The following is a 19,804-nucleotide window of genomic DNA, read 5'->3' on the forward strand; positions in this document are numbered from 1 at the left end:
GTCAAAAGGTTGACTACAAGATGATCCGCTGATCCCAAGGCGAGGTGCCACCCCAGTTTATGCAAACGCTCTGCCGACGCATATAGCCTTTCCAGGCATCGGACCCAGCTGTACGGCCGCCGCCTGTCTCCTTTTCTCCGCCGAAGGCGGCTCCAATATCCGCGCCCGTCGTTCCCATATTCACCTTGGCAATGCCACAGTCGCTGCCTTGGGCCGAGAGGAAAAGCTCGATGTTTCCGAGATTGGAGCTATGAATGCCAGACGCGAGCCCTTGGGGCACTCCATTGTGGATCTCGATAGCTTCTTCTAGCGTATCGTAGGCCATCACGTAGACGATGGGCGCGAAGGTCTCGTGCTGCACACACGGCCATTCAGGTTGCACGTGTGTGATGAGAGTAGGCTCGACATAGTGTCCTGGTCTGCTGATCCGTTTGCCGCCGAATACCACCTGCCCTCCCGCAGCGATGGCGTCAGAGACTGCCGCCTCGAAATGCCCGACGGCAGCGGCATCGACCAGTGGGCCGACCACTGTTTCCACATCACGCGGATCACCGACCTTGATTTGGGCGAATGATCGCTTCAGCAACTCTACCAACTCGTCCATCACGGCTCTCTGCACAATCACCCGTCGGGTGCTTGTGCATCGTTGTCCGGTGGTTCCGACGGCACCGAATGTGATGCTGCGCGCGGCCAGCTCCAGGTCGGCCGTCTCGTCGACGATGCATCCGTTGTTACCCGAGCACTCGAGCATGTAACGCCGCCCCAGCGTGCTACCAACGATATCAGCGACTTTGCGCCCGACCCCGCTCGAGCCAGTGAACGAGATCAGAGCGACGCGTGGGTCCGCCACCAGCATCTCGGCGACTCGGTTGTCTTCGGGAATGAAGAGCGTGAAAACACCCTCGAACCCCATCTCCTTCATGGCCTGGTTGCACAGGTGCTGTAGCGCAAGCGCGGTCAGCGGCACCTTCGGGCTGGGCTTCCAAACCACCGTGTTACCGCCAATCGCAGCAAGAAAGCCGTTTTGCGCCCACACGGCCGCGGGAAAGTTGTAGGCTGAGATGATGCCGACCACGCCCAATGGCAGCCACTGGTCGTACATGCGATGCTTCGCGCGCTGCGACTGCTGTGTAAAACCATACAGCATGCGTGACTGGCCGGCCGCGAGCGCCGCCATATCGATGAGCTCGCGCACCTCGCCTTTCGCCTCCATGAGCGACTTGCCGGTATCGAGCGCAACAACTGCCGCCAAACCGTCAAAATGTTCTGCAGCGAGTTCGCCGATGCGCGACACCAATTCACCACGGCGAGGTGCCGGCACCATGCGCCAGCGCATATGCATGGCCGACGCAGTGACCATGACGGCCTCATAGTCCTGCTCCGTGGCGCCGGCAACACGGGCTGTCACCGTGCCGTCGGCAGGATTGATCGCGGCAAAAGCCGACCGATCATGCGTTGTGCTCCAGCCGTCGGGACCTGTGCACGCGCCACCGTGCACGGACTGGATGTGAAATTCCGAAAGTACTTGTTGGGTATCGAACATGGGAAAGTCTCAGGGCTTAGAAAGAAAGCCAACGATGGTTTCGTCGGTGTGGAACACAGGTTTCTCGTGGTAGTGCGGCCCGTCGTAAATCTCGATGAGCACGCTGCGCTCATGAGCGAGCGTGGGCCCGTGCGGATGGTCCTTGGGGTTCATGTAGAACGAGCCCGGCGTGAGCGTAAGCTGACTGTCGGTGTACTCGTAGCGGCCCTCGAGGCAGTACATGAACTGGTTGGATGCGTGTGAATGCTTGACCGGGATACGTCCACCCTTCTCGTATTCAAGCAGGGCGATGCTGGCGCCGGTCTCGACGTTCTTCCAGAGGAAATACTGGCGGAAACCGTACTCCGGAAAATCGATCCACTTGTCGGTATCTAGCTCCCGCGTGCGGATCAGCACCTCCAGAGTCTTCATCAGCGCGGTGTCAGGCGGTTTGGTCATGCGTGTGGACTCCTGAGGGACGACCAGCTGCGACCCAGCCTTCGTATTCCCTGCGACTTTCCGGGGTCGCCGGAAACAAACCAAAAATTGATCGGCCACCGGCAATCTGCAGTTCAGCGAAGGCTTCATACTCAACGGCGTCCAGCGCTTCGCTTGCCACCTCTTCGACCAGATGCTGCGGAATTACGACCACGCCTTCCCCGTCGCCCACCAACACATCGCCGGGGTAAATTGCTACTCCTGCGCAGCCAATTGGGCCGTTCAGCTCAACGGGATGCATTGCTATGGGCGTGGCGGGAGGCGCCGACTGGCGTTGATATGCAGGCAGCCCGGTTTTGCGGATGGCCGGCGTGTCGCGGTAGCCGCCATCGGTCACGACGCCGGCCACGCCGCGCTGGTACATACGCGCTGCCATGAGGTCACCCGCGGCGGCGGAGCGCAGACATCCGCCGGTATCAATCACCAATACGTGGTCGGCGGGGCATTCTTCAATTGCGCGGCGGTGCAGGTTGTCACTACGGCCGTAGTTGGACATGGTGTCTATGTCCTCGCGCGCAGGCATAAAGCGCAATGTGTAAGCCGGCCCCACGAGTTGCGGCTGCTCGGTCGACAATGGGCTCACCCCTAGCAGATATACATTGCGAAAGCCACGCTTGAGCAGAGCATTGGCTACATTGGCACTCCCAACCTTCAAGAGCTTGGCACGGGTGGTGACGCTCAATGATTTCTGTTCAGTCATGCAGCGACTCCTTGCGATACGGGACCGATTCGGACCTGCAGGGCAGGCAGCCCCTCAATCTTGGCTTCAAGGAGGTCGCCGTCGACCACCGCGCCCACCCCCTCCGGCGTGCCGGTGAAGATCAGGTCGCCCGGCATCAGCGTGAACAGACGCGACAGCGTGGCAATGATCTCGCGCGTCGACCAGATCTGCTTGGACAAGTCGCTCACCTGACGAAGCTCTCCATTCACCATAAGTGCGATGTGGCCGCTCGCAAGTTCGCCGGTGTCACCTATCGGCACGATTGGCCCCACGGGCGTGCAACGCTCGAAGGTTTTGCCGATCTCCCAAGGCTTGCCGGCCTGGCGCATGGCCTGTTGCAAGTCACGACGCGTCATATCGATACCGACGGCGTAGCCCCAGATATGGCGAACTGCGTCGTCTGCAGCGATGTTCACGCCACCTTTTCCAATGGCCACCACCAACTCGACCTCATGGTGCAGATCCCGCGTGCCAGGCGGGTACGGCACCGCGACCGCATCCAAGACATTCGACACTACGGAGTCCGTCGGCTTACAAAAGAAGAACGGTGGTTCGGTGCCTGGGTCGACACCCATCTCAACCGCATGGCTCGCGTAGTTGCGCCCAACGCAATAGACACGACGCACCGGGAATGCACCGCGCCCGCCCTCAACCGGCACGGCGGTAACCACTGGCTCAGCAACAACGAACTCACTCGCGCGATGGCCATCCATCACAGCACGTACCGGACGCCCCCCCTGGTTCAACACCGCGATAGCCTCAACCTCCAAGAGGATTTCCGGCTGGGCCAGTGCACTGACCTCGACAAGCGTGGCCACGGGGAACGCACCTTCGAAAAATTCGCGTCGTGCGCGCCACACGGCTTCGCGGTGTTCGATGCGCGTGAGATACATATTGATCTTCACGACATCGTGCATCGAGCCACCGGCTGCGGTGACGAGATGCCGGATGCGCTCAAAGATGAGTTTCGCCTGTTCGTACTCGCCACCTCCTGTGGGTGCAAGCGCGCGGTCGCGCGCCGTCAGGCCCGCGATGTACAAGGTGTCGCCCACTCTGAGGCAATTGGACCAAGTGCCGGCGGCTGGCTCGGTGACTTCGGGGCTGATGATTTGCTGGATGGCCATAGTCGCTGTGTTACTCGAAGAAATCCTGGGGTGGCTTGGCGCCCCACTGGGTGGTCTGGTCGGCCGTGCCCGCAAAGATGCTCGGCTCGTGGTCTGCGTTGACGACATCGCCGTCGGTGTAGTGTTCGATGCGGAATCCGAACGGGTCGCGCCAGTAGTCGAAGATCTGGCTGCCGAGCAAGTGCCGGCCCACGCCGCAATCGAGCATGTATCCGCGCTCCAGCAAGAAGTCGTGCGCACTCATGACCGCATCGACGTCCTCCACCTCGAACGAGCAGTGGTGTACGCCCGGTCTATCGGTGCCCAGCACCAGCATGCAGTGGTGATCCACCAGCGCATCACCATGATCCACTCGCAGGAAGGTACCTATGGGGTGGGTCGGTGCATCCGGCGTAGCCAGATGGTCTGAGGCCAGCAGGCCAAAACGTTCGCGCAGCCATGCCACCGAGGCCGCATGGTCGGACACATGCAGAACGAAGTGCCCCAGCCGCTTGACCGGCGAAGCCTGTCGAATGATGCGCACGGCAGTGTTCACCCTGGGCTTGGCGCGTGCGGTGTTGAATGCGATCGCATCGCGTGTCGCCAGCGGGGCGGCCGGCTTCGCGCCATACACCGCGTCAATCTCGAAGCCATCGGGCATGCGCATGCGCACGCGCATGCCTCCGCCGGGCGTAGCATCCAGCTGCTGTACAGGACCTGAGCCGGGCAGCGCCGATAGCCGCTCCAGGTCCTGCGCCGAGCCCACGCTGAAGCCCGCACCCAAAAAGCGGCTGGTTTCGCCAAGCACCGCCTCATAGAGGAACGGAGCATCGCCCGTGCCACGCATGTAGAGGCGCTGGCCATCGCCGGCCACGGAAGCCGGCACCATGCCGAAATCGCGCAGGAAGCGTTCCATCACGGCCAGGTCGGTGACCTGGTAGCGCACGTAGAGAGCGTCGATGGCGCGAGTCATGCCGCAAGCTCCGCTTCTTGCGGCTGCGCTTCCGCGCTACCGTGGCCGAGGATCGACTCCACCAGGTCGCGACGCGAACGCGCTGCTTCCGAGGTCCCTGACCAGGCCAGACGACCGGACGTAAGCACGTAAGCACGGTCGGAAAACTCCAGCGCCTTCGACAGGTTTTGCTCTACAAGCAGCACCGCGATGCCGTCTTCGCGAAGGCGTCGCAATGCCTGATAGCAGATGTCGACATTCTTGGGCATAAGGCCGAGCGACAGCTCGTCGATCAGCAGCAGCTTCGGCTCGGCCATGAGAGCGCGCCCAATGGCCACCATCTGCTGCTCTCCGCCCGACAACGTGCGCCCCAGCGAGTCGATACGCTCGGAGAGCCGAGGAAACAGGTCAAGCACACGCTGCATGTTGCGCGCCGTCGCCTGCCGCGGTCGACTGTATCCACCCACCACGAGGTTCTCGCGCACCGTCATGTCACCGAACAGTTTGCGACCTTCGGGCGACAGAGCTATGCCCTCGAGCACGCGCTTCTGCGGTGGTAGAGGTCCAAGATCCTTTCCGCCGAAAAGAACGCTGCCTGAGCGAGCCCGCACGTGACCCGCGATGCACTGTAGCGTCGACGTCTTGCCGGCACCGTTTGGACCGATCAGGGCCACCACCTCGGCCTCATTCACATGCAGGTCGAGTTCATGCAACACCATGGCCGATCCGTAACCGCAGCAAAGGTTCTCAATATTCAGCAAGCTCGGCTCCTTCGCCCAGATAGGCTTCGATGACAGCGGGGTCACGCATGACCTCCAACGCCGGTCCATCGGCCATCTTGTGGCCGTTGTTCAGCACCACGATGCGGGGGCAGATACGCATCACCTCCGACAGGTTGTGCTCAATCAGCACGATCGTCACCCCCCCAGCGTTGAGCTGGCGGATCAGGTCGGCCAGACGCAGCGCTTCGCCGTGACCCAGTCCCGCCAGCGGTTCATCGAGCAGCAGCAGGCTTGGGCCGGTGGCCAGGGCCCGTGCCACTTCGAGCCGCTTGAGCACGCCCAGCGGCTGAGCGCCAGGCCAGTTGTCGGCCAGCGCGCCGATACCGACCAGGTCAAGGCAGCGCATCGCCTCATCGCGCAGTTGGCTGCGATTCAGTGTGGTCAGCGCGCGCCAGGGCGTACGCGTGATGCGCGAGCCCGCTGCGAGCACCACGTTCTCGAGCAGCGTCATGTTGCGAAAGGGCCGCACGATCTGGTGCGACAGCGCAATGCCACGTTGCGCGCGCATCGCGGCGTTCAACCGGTTGAGCGACTCGCCCTTGAAGCGGATCTGACCTGTGGTGGGCGCAACCACACCGGAGATAAGGCGCAGCAGCGTGGTCTTGCCGGCACCATTGGGACCCAGCAGGCCAACCAATTCACCTTTGTGCACACCAAAGGACACGCCGTGCACCGCGACGATCCCGCCGAAGCGCACCCCCAGGTCGTCAATGGTCAGCAGTGCGTCGGTACTGCCGTTCATGCCGCCCCCTCACCACGCAGTCGGCGCGCCTGCCGCAACACGAGCGGGAACAGTCCGCCCGGCACAAAGCGCATCATGACGAACAACAGCAGGCCGAACACCAGCAGCTTGTAGTCGTTGACAAAGCGGAACCACTCGGGCGCCAGCGTCAGCAGAGCGGCGGAGAGCACGCTACCCCAGATCGAGCCCATGCCGCCGATCACCACCATTGCCAGGATCATTACCGACACGGGGAAGCCAAAGGCCTCGACGCCGACCGTGCCCAAGTAGTAGGCATAGAGGCATCCCGCCAAGCCAGCCAGACCGGTACCGAGCGCGAATGCGGCGAGCTTATAGCGCGGCGTGTCTATGCCTAGGCTGCGCGCAGCTGTCTCGTCAGCGCTCACTGCCTCGAAGGCATAGCCTAGCCAACTTCTCTTGACCCAACTGCAGAACACACCAGCCCCCACTGCGCACAACACCACGAAGTACGGATAAAAGCCGTCAAGCCCGGACTCGGGAATCTGCGAGATGCCGAGTTCACCGCCCAACGCATCACTGGTACGCACTATGCCCAGAAAGAGAAAACCCGCAGCCATGGTCGCGATGGCCAGGAAGTCATCGCGTACGCGCAGACTGCAAAAGCCTACGATCAGGCCACACGCCCCGGCCAGCACGCAGGCCGCCGGGAGCGCGAACCACAGGCCGAATCCGGCCTTGGCGAGCAACGCTGTCGTGTATGCGCCGATACCAAAGAACGCGGCATGACCCAGGCTCACTTGACCACACAGTCCGGAGATGAGGTTAAGGCTCAACGCAAGGATCACATTGATGGCCATCAGCATCAGGATGGACGTTTCGTAAGCACCCATTTGGCCGCTCCTGTAAGTTGAAGTTTCCTGGCGAGCAGGCCGGGCTTGCCCGAGGCCCCGGAGAAGAGCCCCTCGGGTCTGACCAGCAGCACACACAACATGGCCGCAAACGCGATGCTGTCGCGGTCGAGGTAGTTCGAGAAATAGGTTGCGCCAAAGGCCTCGATCAACCCGAGCAGCAGAGCTGCGAGCAGGGTCCCGCCCATGTTGCCAAGGCCCCCAAGCACGATGATGGCCAGAGCTTTGTAGCTTGGCACCGCCCCCATGGAAGGCTCTACCAGGTTGTTGAGCACGCCTACCATCACTCCCGCAGCAGCGGCGAAAGCCGAGCCGATGGCGAAGTTCAGGTAACGCACCTGCCGCAGGCTCACGCCACACGAGGCTGCCATGCGCGGCTCGCTCACCGAGGCACGCCAAGCCATGCCGACGCGGGTGCGGGTGGCGAACAGCGCCAATCCACCCAACAACATGCAGGCCACGACCACCACCGCGATCTCCGCATACTTGATACGCATGCCCCCCAGATCGACGGCACCCGCCAGCGGAGGCACGTGGTACGACAGCCCGTGGTCGCCAAACACCAGTCGCAGCAGCTCCTCGATGGCCAGGAACATGCCAACCGATGCTATCAACGGCACATAGGGCGGTTGCTCGAGGATGGGCTCGTAGCACAGACGGTACATCAGCACGCCGCAAGCCGCCACAATCACCATCGACACGACCAAGCCAAATGCGAAACTGCCGGTCGCGTTGGTAACCACCAGCCCAAGGTAGCCGCCGAGCGCGAAGAGGCCTGCGTGCGCGATATGCAGGATACGCAGCAGCCCAAACACCATGGCCAGGCCGATGGCAATCAGCGCGTACACGGCACCGTTGATCAGCCCCTGCGACGCCAAGTTCAGAAACAAGCTCATGGCGTGTCTCCGTGCATGTCCTCGGCGCTCATTGCTCGGGCGGAGCCAGCAAGGCCGCGTCGTCGATCACGCCGAAGCGCTCCCACTTTCCGTTGCGCACAATGCTCAACGGGAAACTCTTCTTCACCTCATGCAGCCTATTGAAGCTGATGCGCCCGATGGCGGTCATCACGTCGAGGGTTTCCAGCGCGGCGCGAATCTTGTCAGGGTCGTCCGACTTTGCTTTGCGGATCGCCGCCGCCAGCGCGATCACAGCCGCGTGCGTGGAGGTCGAGGCGGCCTCCGCCTTGCTATTGGTGGTCTTCTCGTAGGCCTTGAGGAAGTCGGTGATCTCGGGCAACTGTGAGCCCCAGTCAATCACATTGGTAATCACGGTGCCTTCGGCAGCTTGACCCGCGATGTCGATGTACTGCTGCGAACTCAGCGACTCCGCACCCACCACATCGGCAGTGACGCCGGCGCTGCGCAACTGCGCGACGAGCGGGCCGGCCGTAAAGTAGAAGCCGGTCGCATAGATCACGTCAGGGTTGTCGGCCTTGATACTGGCAATCAGCGGCCCGAATTGGCGGTCGCTCGGCGCATACTCGTATTCTTTGAGAAGCTGCACGCCGAATTTCGGCGCAGCCTCCTTGAAGCCGGCTGCCAGCGTCTTGCCGAAGTCGGTCTTGATGGTCAGCAGCACCGCGCGCTTCTTGCGCAGTACGTCCCCCAAAAGCTTGGCCGCAGCCCGCCCCTGGACCTCGCCCACGCTGGTCACGCGAAACATGTAATTGCCGGTGCGCGTAATCTCGGGCGCGAACGCGATGGCCGCGATGTAAGGAATCTTTGCCCGCTGGAACACCGGCGCAGCTGCGCGAGAGGGACCCGAGAAGCCCGCAGACACGACTGCGCGCACTCCATCGCCAATCATGCGGTTGGCAATGGGCACAGCTTGCTCTGGCTTGCCTTGATCGTCGTAGGCCACCAGCTCAAGCTTCTTGCCGTTGACACCACCGGCACCATTGATTTGTTCAACAGCGAGCTTGGCAGCCGCCAAGCCGGCATTGCCGTCGGCTGCGGCGGGACCGGTAAGACCGGCCTGAAAGCCAATCTTCGTAGTTGCACCCTGCGCTAGCGCCCCACCCGCGAAGCCCATGAGACCTGCGGCACAGAGGAGAACAGAGGCGATTTGCCGAAAGGAGGACAGGTTGCTGCGCATGATTACTTGGTCTCCGTGGCAGATGCAGACGGCGCCACCGACACCAGGGTCGCGCCAGGCTTGAGTTCGACAAAGGTCTCTACTTCAACGGCCACGCCGAAGGGGCCAGCCACGATGCCCTCGGTGGTACGTGCGTGGCGCCCTGCGTCGCCGAAAACGGCCACGTAGAGTGCAGAGCATGCGTCTGTCACCTTGGTTTGGTCGGTGAAATCGGCCTGCGAATAGACCTTGCCGCGCACATAGACGATGCGTTTGACCTGTTCAAGGTCACCGAGCATCAGCTTCAGGCGCGCGATCTGCCGAACGCACGCCAGCTTGGCGGCCACCATTGCATCAGCCACGCTCACTTGGTCGGGCACGCGGCCCTTCACGAACTGACCGTCGGGGCGTTGCGGTGCGGCGCTTGACAGGTACAGCATGTCGCCCACCTTCACGGCGTCGAGGTAGTTACCGAAGGCTGGCTTCAGCACCGGCAACTTACCGTCGGCAAAACCCAGAGCGAGCAGCTCGGTTTTCAAGCGCGACTCGATGGAGCCAGGGGATGGCTGCGGCTGAAGTACCGGCGGAGATTGTGCAAAGGCCGATGCCGCCGAGACCGCCAGAAGCAGTACGGCGGTCAGCGAGCGGATCGGCTGGAGGCGATGAAACATGGCTGACTTTCCGAGGATTGGGAAAAGGGTGGAAGAAAGAGGGATGTGATCGGCGCTGGAGCTCAGTCCAACAGCACGCTGTACGACGGCCGAGCATTCAAACTCTCGACGGCGAAGCCGGCCAGCCGCTTGAAGGCATCAGCCCGCTCTTGCAGCTCCGCAGCACTCAGCACGTCGTGGATGTGATCGAAGCCGCCGGGCGCGCGCTCCTCGACAATCTCCATCACCATTTCTGGCCCGAGGGTGCGGTTCGACAGCGCGATGTCGCGCATCGGCGGCAGGCGTTCGGCCTCGTAGCGCCGCAATCCCTCCCGTGGATCACTGCGCGTAGCCGCGAGATGGTGAGCCAGGACACGCCCATCGACCACAGCCTGCGAGCCCGCCTGTGAGCCTACGGGGTGCATCGGATGCGCAGCATCACCCAGCAGCGTGACGCGTCCGAAGGTCCATTGCGGCACGGGATCGCGGTCAACCTTCGGGAATTCGAAGACTTCAGCGCCAGCGCGCATCAGAGCAGGCACATCTAGCCAGTCGAAATTCCAGGCGTCGAAGGCGCCGGAGAACTTGGTCCTGTCGACTTTGCGATTCCACTCCTCGCGCGGCGGACCGTCACCGCTCTCGCCAAGTTCAGCGATCCAGTTCAACACCACCTGGCCATCGTCTTGGCGCAGCATGGGGTAGCACACGAGCTTCTGGTTGCGGTGCCCTGCGATGATCATCGTACTGCCGCCGAGAAAAGGCGCAGCCGTGACGGCGCTGCGCCACATGAGCTGGCCCCCGTAGCGCAGTGCTTGGTCAGGATAGAAGTGCCGACGCACCACCGAGTGGATTCCGTCAGCAGCCACCAAAAGATCGCCCCGCACAGGCGGTAGCGCCGCACCGGTGCTGCTGTCGACGAAATACGCCGTAACGCCGGTCTCATCCTGGTCGAACGACGCCAGCCGATGGCCCGTGTGAATGCGGTCAGCACCGAGCCGTGCGCGCGCCGCCTCCAACAGGATCACCTGCAGCGTACCGCGATTGATCGCGTACTGGGGCCAGTGGTAGCCGGCCTGCCTACCACGCGGCTCGCTCCAGATGCGCTGGCCGCGCTTGCTGTAGAAGGCCAGTTCCTCAATGGCCACTGCCTGACGGTCCAGCGCCTGCGCCAAGCCCAGCTCGGTGAGTTCACGCACAGCGTTGGGCTGCAAGTGAATGCCCAGGCCCAAGGCCGCGATCTGCGGCGCCGCCTCGAACACCCGTGTCCCGATGCCCGCAGCATGCAGGCTTAGCGCTGCGGCCATGCCTCCGATACCACCTCCGACGACGATGACTTCCATTCATCCGCTCCAGTTGACCAATGAGAAAAAAGATTGCGTTGATGGAAGCGAATCCTAGGAATCTGGTGATTTATGACAATTGAAAATTGACCCACCTCCATTAACCATTTGGTAAACCAAAGCGAGGGATTACCCCAGTGCACCAACTTGGCCTGCCGTGTGCTTACTCGAAGGCAAACCAACACTCGTTGCTGCAACACGATGCCTTGAATTGGGGCTGAGATGCGCGCAGACCCAACTGTTTGGTAAACAGGGCGGCACCACTTCGGTGCATGCCAGCACCAAAGGAAGCTCATGGCAAGACTCGATTGGTACATCCGCGCTGGACTCAAGCCTCGGCATTTCCAGCTGCTGGTAGCCTTGGACGACTATCGCCAGATAGGCAAGGTGGCAGCACTTTTGAACGTGACGACTCCCGCCGTCTCGAAGACGCTGACCGAACTGGAAGAGGGGCTGGGCATGAAGCTCTTCGAGCGCAGCGTACGTGGGGTCACGCCCACTGCGTTCGGCGAATGCATGATCCGCGGTGCAAAGATGATGATGCGCGGCCTGGCCGAGGTCGGCGATGAACTGCACGCACTGTCACATGGCGTCACCGGCAAGATCCGTATCGGCGTGCTGCCGTCATCGGCTATCTCGCTGCTGCCGGCGAGCCTACTGAAGCTTAAAAAGCTATCGCCGGCCACACCAGCAATCGTGCGCGAAGCGACTATGGATGTACTTTTGCACGAGATGCGTTCTGGCTCCATCGAGCTCATTCTTGGCACCCTGCCGGTGCGCAAGGCCGATACCGATGTAGACGAGGAGGTGTTGTTTGAGGACCAGACCACGGTGGTGGTGCGCTCGGGCCACCCGCTCACGGCCCACGAAAGCCTCGAATGGATCGACTTGTCCCCCTATCCATGGGTACTGCCGCCCGAGGGCTCGCTGCTGCGCGAACCGCTCTCGCAATGGTTCAGAGACAGCGGTCTTCCGGAGCCGCCCAATGTGATCGAAACGCTCTCGCTGTCATTCATCCGCAGCTACTTGGCTCATAGCGATGCGATTGCGACCATGCCGGCGTCGACCTCCAAAGAGCTGGCGAAATCGCGTTTCGTCGAGGTGCTTCCTCTTCCATTGCCTTCGTTAGTGCGACCAGTTGGGCTGCTATGGAGCATGGGCCGCCCGCTGTCGCCGAGCGCACGCCTCTTTCGAGACTGTCTGCGCAAAGTGATTGCACAGCAGAGTGAGGGAACAGTCTAGGACCTTGGCTCCCAACTCTGGGCACAACAGTTGAGAGCGGCTCACTCGATCGCGTTGCCATACCCAAGAGGCTGACGGACGATTCGTGAGGACTCCCAAGAGCGTCAACGCATCTGCCTCCTCGACGACGCTCACGAAGCCGCGAACCAACGCGCGTCGAGAAGCAACACAGGCAAGAAGCACACGCTCAAGCCTCGTTGAGTCGATCATGGCTATGAATATCGACATCGAGTCAACTCAGGAGACCTAAGCACTCACGCCACTATTTCTCGAACTGCCTATACGGGAATGAGTCAAAGTTTTGCTTTTTCCTCTTCATCAACTTCGGAAAGGACGCTTGGCTCACAGGCGTCACTTCGCAGTTTTCTGCTCTGGGAGCGCAGCCCAGATCCAGGGGGTAAAGCCCACTCAAAGAGATCGAGTTTCTCCACCGCCATCTCGACGAATGCGGAGACAGCTTTCGGGAGCTGTTGACGACTCGCGTAGATGATGCTGAGTCCTCGACCAGTCCGCCTGTACTGCGGCAGGACAGGAACCAAGTTGCCCTGCGCTACGTCTGCCAGTGTCAGAACATGAGGTAACGCTGCGATCCCGAGCCCTGCGCATGCCGCCGAGCGCAGTACATCTTGGGAGTTGCTCACAAAGCGCCCACTTACTTTGGCATCAAGTTCAAAACCATCAATCCGCCGCAAGCGCCAAGTGGTGCAATTGTTGGAGTCCTGCTGCGAAATCATGCATTCGTGCTCCATCAACTCCTCCGGCGTAGCGGGGGTGCCACGGGCCGCGAGGTAAGCCGGGCTCGCGAGCAATTGACCGTAGCTGTTAAAGACTTTGCGCACGACGTGACTCGAATCCGCTATAGGTCCACCGCGGAAAGCAACGTCGATGCGTTCAGAAATCAGGTCCGCGCGGAAATCGCTGAGGACAAACTCGAGTCTTACTAATGGATGCGAGTCCAGGAAGGCACTGATCCATTCCATTCGGAAAAACTTGAAGAAGTCGTCCGGCGCCGCAACACGCACCAAGCCACTCGGCTCTTGACTGTCCGTAACCTGCTGCTGCGTAGCGCCCATCAAGTCCTCTACTGCCGGACTACAGCGCTCCCGAAAAATCTGACCCGCATTCGTCAATGTGAGCTTTCGGGTGGACCTCTGCATTAAGCGAGCGCCGAGATGCATTTCCAGTCGCTGAATACGTTTGCTGATAGTAGCGGGAGGCATGCGCAATCGTCGCGCAGCTTCGGAGAAACTGCCACAGCGTGCTACTTCCACAAACATCGCCACATCATTGAGGTCAAGCACAGGAGTCTTCCGTCATTAGAGGGCACCATTCAATGGCGGTGCCCGTGATGCCGACACTTCGCCCGCCGCCTCAGTCAGCGTGAATCTAGATTCACGAGAATTCCCTAGCCAGGCCCGCCGCCACGAAGTAAACCAAAGTATTAAATACTCGGTTTATAGGCTATTTACGGCCAGCTGACCAAGTCCATTTGTTAACAATGGGTTCTGCGGTTGCAGCACAGGAGCATGCCGCCAGCCGCCTCCCTTGAACGGAGTGTTCATGCGTCTGAGGACGCGAATCCTGAAGAAAGAAGCTGGACACCTATGCCCCATCCGTCGACGCGCGCATAGCGCCGAACTCAAGACTAAGGTGATGACTCATGCCAGCAGGCAGACGCAAGCATGGCGGCAATGGCATCGGGGAGAGGCGGGCGTCTCGATGGCGGAAGTTCTTATGTCGAGTGGAAGAGCGCATCCTCGGACAGAGGCAGCGACTGGCTTAGCGTGGAATGTCGCCACCGTCCTCAACGGCAGCGCCGCATTTGGGTAATGGAATACATCCCAACATTGGAAGCGCTCGCGCGTCATCTCAGCGACTGGCAGATTGCGCGAAGACGTCATCCGGATTGAGCGTACCGGCTTCCTAACCGCTCAGGAGTGCGTCGAGACGCGCGGATGAACCGCTTCGGCGACATCAACCCCTGATGCGAAAGGACAGGGGGATTGCCTCGAAAACCGCACAGGTGAAATGCCGGCATTCTTATTGTCCGACCACCGTCGATCCACGACACTTTCTGCTTACAGTCCTTGAACAAGAAAGTCGATGTTTTCTTTGCGGCTCGGCATACATAGGTGGGCGACGATCGATCGCCGCTTGATCGAAGCCGTATTAGTGGAATCGGCCTGGCATCCCGACTTCATATGGCAATTGGTCGATGAACCACCGTTCGATGCGTTGCTGATCGTGCGACCGACAAGCCAAGAACAGGACAGCTCGGTTGGTCTTGATCACGACTTCGGGACGATGGCGATTGTCTGTACAAGCGGCAAGTTTCATACATTGGAAATGCCGTTGAATCCAGTCCAGCTCAGACGCTCTTTGATCGAGCTACAGCCGGAGCCAAGACTAGGATTTGAGACATGTAGATGTCGGACGGCCTCATCAGAAGAATGTGACGCAACGCGTCTGATGCTCAAATGTTGGCCGCCTACCTCGCTTCTGGACAATGATCCGGACAGGGTTCAATTGGCAGTGCTGCTCTTGGAGCAAAGGATCAGTTTTACTGAGTTGATTGAGCGTAGCGGCCAATCCCCCACTCAGTGTGCATTGTTTGTGAGTGTGCTGGATCAAGTCGGTCTGCTCGAGAGATATTCAGATATCCCTTCTATCCCGCAGCCAGCAGTGCCGCGGTTACCCGTCAAGCCACGGTTCGGCAGGTCGCTGACTCAGATGATTTTCGTTCTGTCCCGAAAGTGGGGAAGATCTCCTTTGTTGTGAACGCCACTTCTCGAAACAAGCGAACGTCAAGCAATAGGTGTCTTCGTTGAACGCCACGGGATGAGAAGAGGGTGCGGCAGGCGTTGTTGGTGGGACCATCCCGCACGCGGGCGCAATGCAGATCGAGTCGAACTTGCAAAGCAGGGGGCAGCGAGGGCTCAGTGGACCGAGGAGCCTTCAGTCCCCTCGCATGAAAGCGGACTTGGTCGGTCAACTTAGTTGCGAGTGCAGCCCGGCCGCCGCTCTCTGACCAGGCCCAGTGCCACGGCCGGACAGGCCTCAAAACCACCGAGTGCCTTGACCAACTGCTTCGAGATGATCCAGGCTCTCAGCTGATCGATCGGTCCGCACCCGGACGCCGAGCCTATGAGCAAGATACCGATGGAAGCCATTGAGACGGTTCCCAGCGACAGAGAACGGCCCTTCGCTCGCGCCGACTACGGAGTTCACTACCACTGTTCTGGAAACTGATCCGCCAGAAGAATGGTGGACAAGGCGAAAAAAGGTTGGCGAACACGTCTAATGCATTCTGAGAGTAAAAGTACTGACAGCTCTTACAAGACCTTCTGCTGATTCCTGGAGTGACTGCGCTGCCGCCGAGGCCTGCTCCACGAGTGCAGAGTTCTGCTGCGTCACCATATCCATCTGCATGATGGCCTGGTTGATCTGCTCGATCCCTGAGGCCTGCTCATGGCTGGCCGTAGATATCTCGCTCATGATGCTCGTTACTTGCCGCACACTTCCGACCACCTCTTCCATTGTGCGACCAGCCTCCTCAACCTGCCTGCTACCTTCCTCAACCTCAGACACTGAATCTGCAATCAGAATTTTGATTTCCTTGGCAGCCGCAGCGGAACGCTGAGCCAAGCTGCGGACCTCTGCCGCAACAACTGCAAATCCACGGCCTTGTTCTCCAGCACGAGCCGCTTCAACCGCCGCATTCAGCGCAAGGATGTTCGTTTGAAACGCGATGCCATCAATCACGCCGGTGATGTCCTCGATCTTCTTGGATGAAGCATTGATAGAGTCCATGGCGGTGACCACACGAGAAACAGTATGGCCGCCCCTGAGGGCAACTTCCGAAGCCGAGACAGCCGATTGGCTAGCCCGCCGGGCATTGTTTGCGTTCCGCTTCACGGTCAAGGTCAACTCCCCCATCGACACAGCAGTCTGTGCGAGTGAACTAGCCTGCTCCTCCGTGCGCGAGGACAGATTCTGATTGCCCAAGGCGATCTCACCCGATGCTCTCGAAATGGAGTCCGTGCCTTCACGCACCTCGGCGACAACTCTGGCAAGGCCTTCACTCATGTTTTTTAACGCCAGAATCAACTGGCCCGCTTCGTCTCGGCCCCAGGCATCAATGCTCCTGCTCAAATCGCCGACGGCCACTGTCTCAGCTACCATAACTGCGTCGCGTAGCGGACGCACGATCCCTACCGTCGACCGCCACGCAAGTAGCGCCCCCAAAATCAGAGCGATGCCTGAAAGCATCAACAGCACGGCGCGCCCATTCCTGAAGTCAGAACTGATCAGCTTGGCAGACTCATCAATCTTGGAGCGCTGGTGCTTGGCTAACGACTCAACAGCGTTGCCATAAACCTCGAGCGCTTCAGAAAATTTGGTGTTCGCCAACGCATTGGCTTCCTCAAGCCTGCCACTGTCCTTCAGCTTGTTAAGTTTGCCAACGGTTTCAAGCACCACGACACGAGAAGCGGCTATTGCGGCATACAGTGCCTTTTCCTCGGGCGAACTCAGCATGGGAACAAGCTCCTTTTGTGCGCGACTGATACGAGACGACCCCTCGACCTGCATGTTGGAGAAATACGCGGCGACTTCGGGATCGGCGGTTCTTATCATGGCGAGATTAGCGACAGTGTTTGAATGCAAGTTGCTGAGCCACTCGCTGGCAAGGCGCTCTTTCACCAGTGCGTGCTTCACCATTTCATCTGTAGTTTCTCCTACGTTCTTGAGTCGTAGCACGCCAGTTCCAGCGATGACCACCATCAGCAACAACATAGCGGCAAAACCAAACCCCAAGCGGGCGCCGATTTTCAAATTCCTCAGGTTCATTGAGTTTCTTTCAGAAGATGGAAACCTCTGTTATCGGCGCGGCTTCTTCGAACTTGAGTCTTTCATCTCTAACCATGCAGGACAAGGCTTTTACACAGGCGATTTACCCCTTCTCGCAGCAGAAGTTGATGTTCGGCAAGGCAAGTTAAATCAATGTTTCTCGAGAGAAAGCCCAATGCTCGACCCCACTTTATTTGGTGCAAATTTGAGAAACTAAAATCCACTTATCAAATGATTAACACGATGCCTATGGCTTAAGGTAGCTGCTTTCACCCACTATCGATCAGTCAAGGCAGCCTGGAAGTTTCGTGATCTTGGGGACTCATATAGCTTCGGCTGCTCTTTATCCACACGCCTTCCCACTCGATGCCGCCATCAGGTTCATTGGTGAGAGAGTGCTGCACATCCGAGCTCTTCCAACCTGAGCAAGAATCGATTCCGACACCGCGCATCGACTATGGAGTTCCACATGAACATGCAGCGACGCCTGCTCTTCACGCGAGTCTTTCAGCTCGATGCGAACCTTATCAATGCCAAGCAAAAAGTGAAGGCGGTCAACCAGCTTGAAACGTGGCGCGACAACGGCGTCATCTGTCTAGCCGCATCTAACGCAGAACTTATGAAAGCTCAAGCGAGCGGAGGCGCCGCGGCCCACAGGACGAAGTTGGATTCGCGCACCTTCACCGTTGATGAAGCCAGCGAGGCAGAGGAAGAGCACATTTACTCGAAGGTCGAAGCAATCCTGTGGAGCAAGGCTGCGAACGACAATCACGCCGACGATGTCGCGATCGTTTGCGAGGCGATCAAATGGCGCGCGATCCTTGTCACCGACGATGGAAACTCGAAACCGCAACCAGAGGGAATTTACGGCAATCGCGAGAAATTACGTCAGGAGTTCGGTCTGCAAGTCCTTCGCCCAGAGAGCGCAGTGCAGTTCATCCGAAGCAAGATTTCAGAGCGCGATGAATTCAACGCGCGGGTCGCAGCCTTGACCGGAAAACTCGCGCCAGGATGGACTGGACAGGACTGAACAACTAAGGGCTGAATCGGGCCACGAAGTTGCAGAGCATTCTTCAAAGGCTAGCATGAGGCTATCCAGCTAAGTGGCCAGTCGCCGGAACCGATATCGATTGTGTACTCGCGAGGCTAAGCCACATTGGCCCTTGCGATTACCGGAGTTCCAACTTGGGCTTGGTGCACCTCAGATCGAATGGCCGAGCACCATTGCGACACCCGGTTGCTTGTTCGGGCGCACGAAGCTATCGCGCGTCAGGCGTCCCATCTTGATGGTGAGCGTCTTGGTATTGAACCACTTGTCATAAAGCGCATTGATCTCTCCGCTGGAGTACAGCTGCGCAAGGCTCCGGTCGACGGCCGCGAGCAATGCAGTGTCGCCCTTGCGCACCATCACGGCGTACGGCTCAACGGACAGTGCGAGTCTGCTCACGCTGAGCGTGTCCATCGTCTTGTCGTTCGAAACAAGGCCCTGCAATAGCGAGTCATCCTGGGCAAATGCACGCACCTTGCCTTCCTTCAGCGCCTTATAGGCCTCTCCGTTGTTTTCGTAGGTGATCAACTTCGCATCGCGCAGTTCACCATCGGCGAGTTGCTTGAAAAGTTTCTCCGAAGTAGACCCTTTGGTTAGCGCTACCGGCAGGTTCTTCAGATCCTTCACCGTCTCCACATGAAGACTGCTGTTCGTCAGTACGCGCATCCCGGCGACGAAGAAGGTGTAGCTGAAGTCGACCTTCTCCTGGCGGGCCATAGTGTTGGTCGTCGAGCCACACTCGAGGTCGATCTCGCCTGCGAGCAGCTTCGGAATGCGCTCCGGACCCGCTACGAGCTTGTACTGGACCTTGATGTCGGGCAGTTTGAGCTCGCGCTTGATCTCTTCGACTGCGTTCATGCACAGGTCTACGGAATAGCCCGTGGGCTGTTTCCGTGCATTGACAAACGAAAAAGGTGGCACGGCTTCACGCACGCCAATCATGATCGTGCGTGTTTCGCGAATCTTGCCCATCGTGTCAACGGCGGCCTGCACAGACGGCACCACCAGCGCGCTGGCCAAGGGAATCATCGCGGCGCACAGCAGGCGCGCGGGAAAAAGGGACATGAGGTACGACGCCAACGGCGGTTTAGTTTGGAACTCGATCACACACCGTTACTGCTTCGCCGACCGCCAGAAATCGCGCTCGCATCTACTGCCCGTCTTCGCCCACAGGAGATTCGGCTCTCCCCGCGACAAAAGACCATGTGTCATTCAGAAAACTTACGCCCGGATTCTTTGCCGAACTGCGCACTTTCTACTAGTCATGAAAGTGGAATTCAGACATCCGGATTTCAGGGCAATCGAACTCGTTTGCGGGCCATGCTCCGTCATGAAGCTTTCTTTGTCCGAGGGGCCGCAGCCTGCCCCCTGCGCCCATATGCTTGGCCCCTTGGAACCAGAGCCGGGACTTCTG

The 19,804-nt window shown here is 59.7% G+C and carries 18 protein-coding genes and 1 pseudogene; 3 read left to right on the forward strand and 16 right to left on the reverse strand.

Annotation, left to right across the window (positions count from 1 at the left end):
* Window positions 1–13: 13 nt before the first annotated feature.
* The 13 genes and pseudogenes from EJP67_RS29920 to EJP67_RS29975 form a co-directional block, all read right to left on the reverse strand.
* Window positions 14–1,543, reverse strand: a complete 1,530-nt coding sequence (locus EJP67_RS29920) for an aldehyde dehydrogenase family protein (protein WP_126025351.1) — start codon at window positions 1,541–1,543, stop codon at window positions 14–16.
* A 9-nt stretch (window positions 1,544–1,552) separates the two neighbouring features.
* Window positions 1,553–1,981 carry a cupin domain-containing protein gene (locus EJP67_RS29925; RefSeq protein ID WP_126025352.1) on the reverse strand — a complete coding sequence of 143 codons (429 nt, stop codon included), beginning with the start codon at window positions 1,979–1,981 and terminating at the stop codon, window positions 1,553–1,555.
* On the reverse strand, window positions 1,965–2,720 hold the full coding sequence (locus EJP67_RS29930) for a ribonuclease activity regulator RraA (protein WP_126025353.1): 756 nt from the start codon (window positions 2,718–2,720) through the stop codon (window positions 1,965–1,967). Before EJP67_RS29930 ends, EJP67_RS29925 begins: the two co-directional genes overlap by 17 nt.
* Entirely contained in the window at window positions 2,717–3,454 is a 738-nt protein-coding gene (locus EJP67_RS34060) for a fumarylacetoacetate hydrolase family protein (protein WP_165909751.1), read from the reverse strand. The genes EJP67_RS29930 and EJP67_RS34060 overlap by 4 nt, the downstream gene beginning before the upstream one ends.
* Window positions 3,455–3,499: 45 nt before the next feature.
* A pseudogene (locus tag EJP67_RS34065) lies at window positions 3,500–3,973 on the reverse strand (RidA family protein); the annotation flags it as partial.
* Window positions 3,876–4,817, reverse strand: coding sequence for a VOC family protein (locus tag EJP67_RS29940; RefSeq protein ID WP_206169577.1), 942 nt, complete (start codon window positions 4,815–4,817; stop codon window positions 3,876–3,878). The pseudogene EJP67_RS34065 and the gene EJP67_RS29940, both read right to left, overlap by 98 nt.
* Window positions 4,814–5,557, reverse strand: a complete 744-nt coding sequence (locus EJP67_RS29945) for an ABC transporter ATP-binding protein (RefSeq protein WP_126025355.1) — start codon at window positions 5,555–5,557, stop codon at window positions 4,814–4,816. The genes EJP67_RS29940 and EJP67_RS29945 overlap by 4 nt, the downstream gene beginning before the upstream one ends.
* Entirely contained in the window at window positions 5,544–6,320 is a 777-nt protein-coding gene (locus tag EJP67_RS29950; protein ID WP_126025356.1) for an ABC transporter ATP-binding protein, read from the reverse strand. Before EJP67_RS29950 ends, EJP67_RS29945 begins: the two co-directional genes overlap by 14 nt.
* A complete protein-coding gene (locus tag EJP67_RS29955; protein WP_240650826.1) occupies window positions 6,317–7,171 on the reverse strand; it encodes a branched-chain amino acid ABC transporter permease in 855 nt (284 codons plus the stop codon). The genes EJP67_RS29950 and EJP67_RS29955 overlap by 4 nt, the downstream gene beginning before the upstream one ends.
* Window positions 7,144–8,085, reverse strand: a complete 942-nt coding sequence (locus EJP67_RS29960; protein ID WP_126025357.1) for a branched-chain amino acid ABC transporter permease — start codon at window positions 8,083–8,085, stop codon at window positions 7,144–7,146. Before EJP67_RS29960 ends, EJP67_RS29955 begins: the two co-directional genes overlap by 28 nt.
* A gap of 28 nt (window positions 8,086–8,113) precedes the next feature.
* On the reverse strand, window positions 8,114–9,283 hold the full coding sequence (locus EJP67_RS29965) for an ABC transporter substrate-binding protein (protein ID WP_206169578.1): 1,170 nt from the start codon (window positions 9,281–9,283) through the stop codon (window positions 8,114–8,116).
* Window positions 9,284–9,285: 2 nt separating this feature from the next.
* Entirely contained in the window at window positions 9,286–9,933 is a 648-nt protein-coding gene (locus EJP67_RS29970; RefSeq protein ID WP_126025358.1) for a RidA family protein, read from the reverse strand.
* A gap of 62 nt (window positions 9,934–9,995) precedes the next feature.
* Window positions 9,996–11,252 carry a flavin-dependent oxidoreductase gene (locus EJP67_RS29975; protein ID WP_126025359.1) on the reverse strand — a complete coding sequence of 419 codons (1,257 nt, stop codon included), beginning with the start codon at window positions 11,250–11,252 and terminating at the stop codon, window positions 9,996–9,998.
* 294 nt (window positions 11,253–11,546) lie between these two features.
* Here EJP67_RS29975 and EJP67_RS29980 point away from each other — a divergent pair, with 294 nt between their 5' ends.
* Entirely contained in the window at window positions 11,547–12,494 is a 948-nt protein-coding gene (locus EJP67_RS29980; RefSeq protein WP_126025360.1) for a LysR substrate-binding domain-containing protein, read from the forward strand.
* Window positions 12,495–12,787: 293 nt separating this feature from the next.
* Here the strand turns inward: EJP67_RS29980 and EJP67_RS29985 are convergent, their stop codons facing one another.
* On the reverse strand, window positions 12,788–13,795 hold the full coding sequence (locus tag EJP67_RS29985; RefSeq protein ID WP_126025361.1) for a LysR family transcriptional regulator: 1,008 nt from the start codon (window positions 13,793–13,795) through the stop codon (window positions 12,788–12,790).
* A gap of 853 nt (window positions 13,796–14,648) precedes the next feature.
* Between EJP67_RS29985 and EJP67_RS29990 the strand changes: the two genes are divergently transcribed.
* A complete protein-coding gene (locus tag EJP67_RS29990; RefSeq protein WP_126025362.1) occupies window positions 14,649–15,272 on the forward strand; it encodes a hypothetical protein in 624 nt (207 codons plus the stop codon).
* A gap of 519 nt (window positions 15,273–15,791) precedes the next feature.
* On the opposite strand, the gene EJP67_RS29995 is transcribed toward EJP67_RS29990, so the two are convergent.
* Window positions 15,792–17,342: a methyl-accepting chemotaxis protein gene (locus EJP67_RS29995; RefSeq protein WP_126025363.1), complete on the reverse strand. Its 1,551-nt coding sequence runs from the start codon at window positions 17,340–17,342 to the stop codon at window positions 15,792–15,794.
* Window positions 17,343–17,811: 469 nt separating this feature from the next.
* On the opposite strand from EJP67_RS29995, the gene EJP67_RS30000 reads away from it, so the two are divergent.
* Entirely contained in the window at window positions 17,812–18,372 is a 561-nt protein-coding gene (locus EJP67_RS30000) for a hypothetical protein (RefSeq protein ID WP_126025364.1), read from the forward strand.
* A 171-nt stretch (window positions 18,373–18,543) separates the two neighbouring features.
* Here the strand turns inward: EJP67_RS30000 and EJP67_RS30005 are convergent, their stop codons facing one another.
* Window positions 18,544–19,497: an amino acid ABC transporter substrate-binding protein gene (locus EJP67_RS30005; RefSeq protein WP_240650827.1), complete on the reverse strand. Its 954-nt coding sequence runs from the start codon at window positions 19,495–19,497 to the stop codon at window positions 18,544–18,546.
* Window positions 19,498–19,804 lie beyond the last annotated feature (307 nt).

The organism is Variovorax guangxiensis (genome assembly GCF_003952165.1).
In the GTDB taxonomy this organism is placed as follows: Bacteria; Pseudomonadota; Gammaproteobacteria; order Burkholderiales; family Burkholderiaceae_C; genus Variovorax; species Variovorax guangxiensis.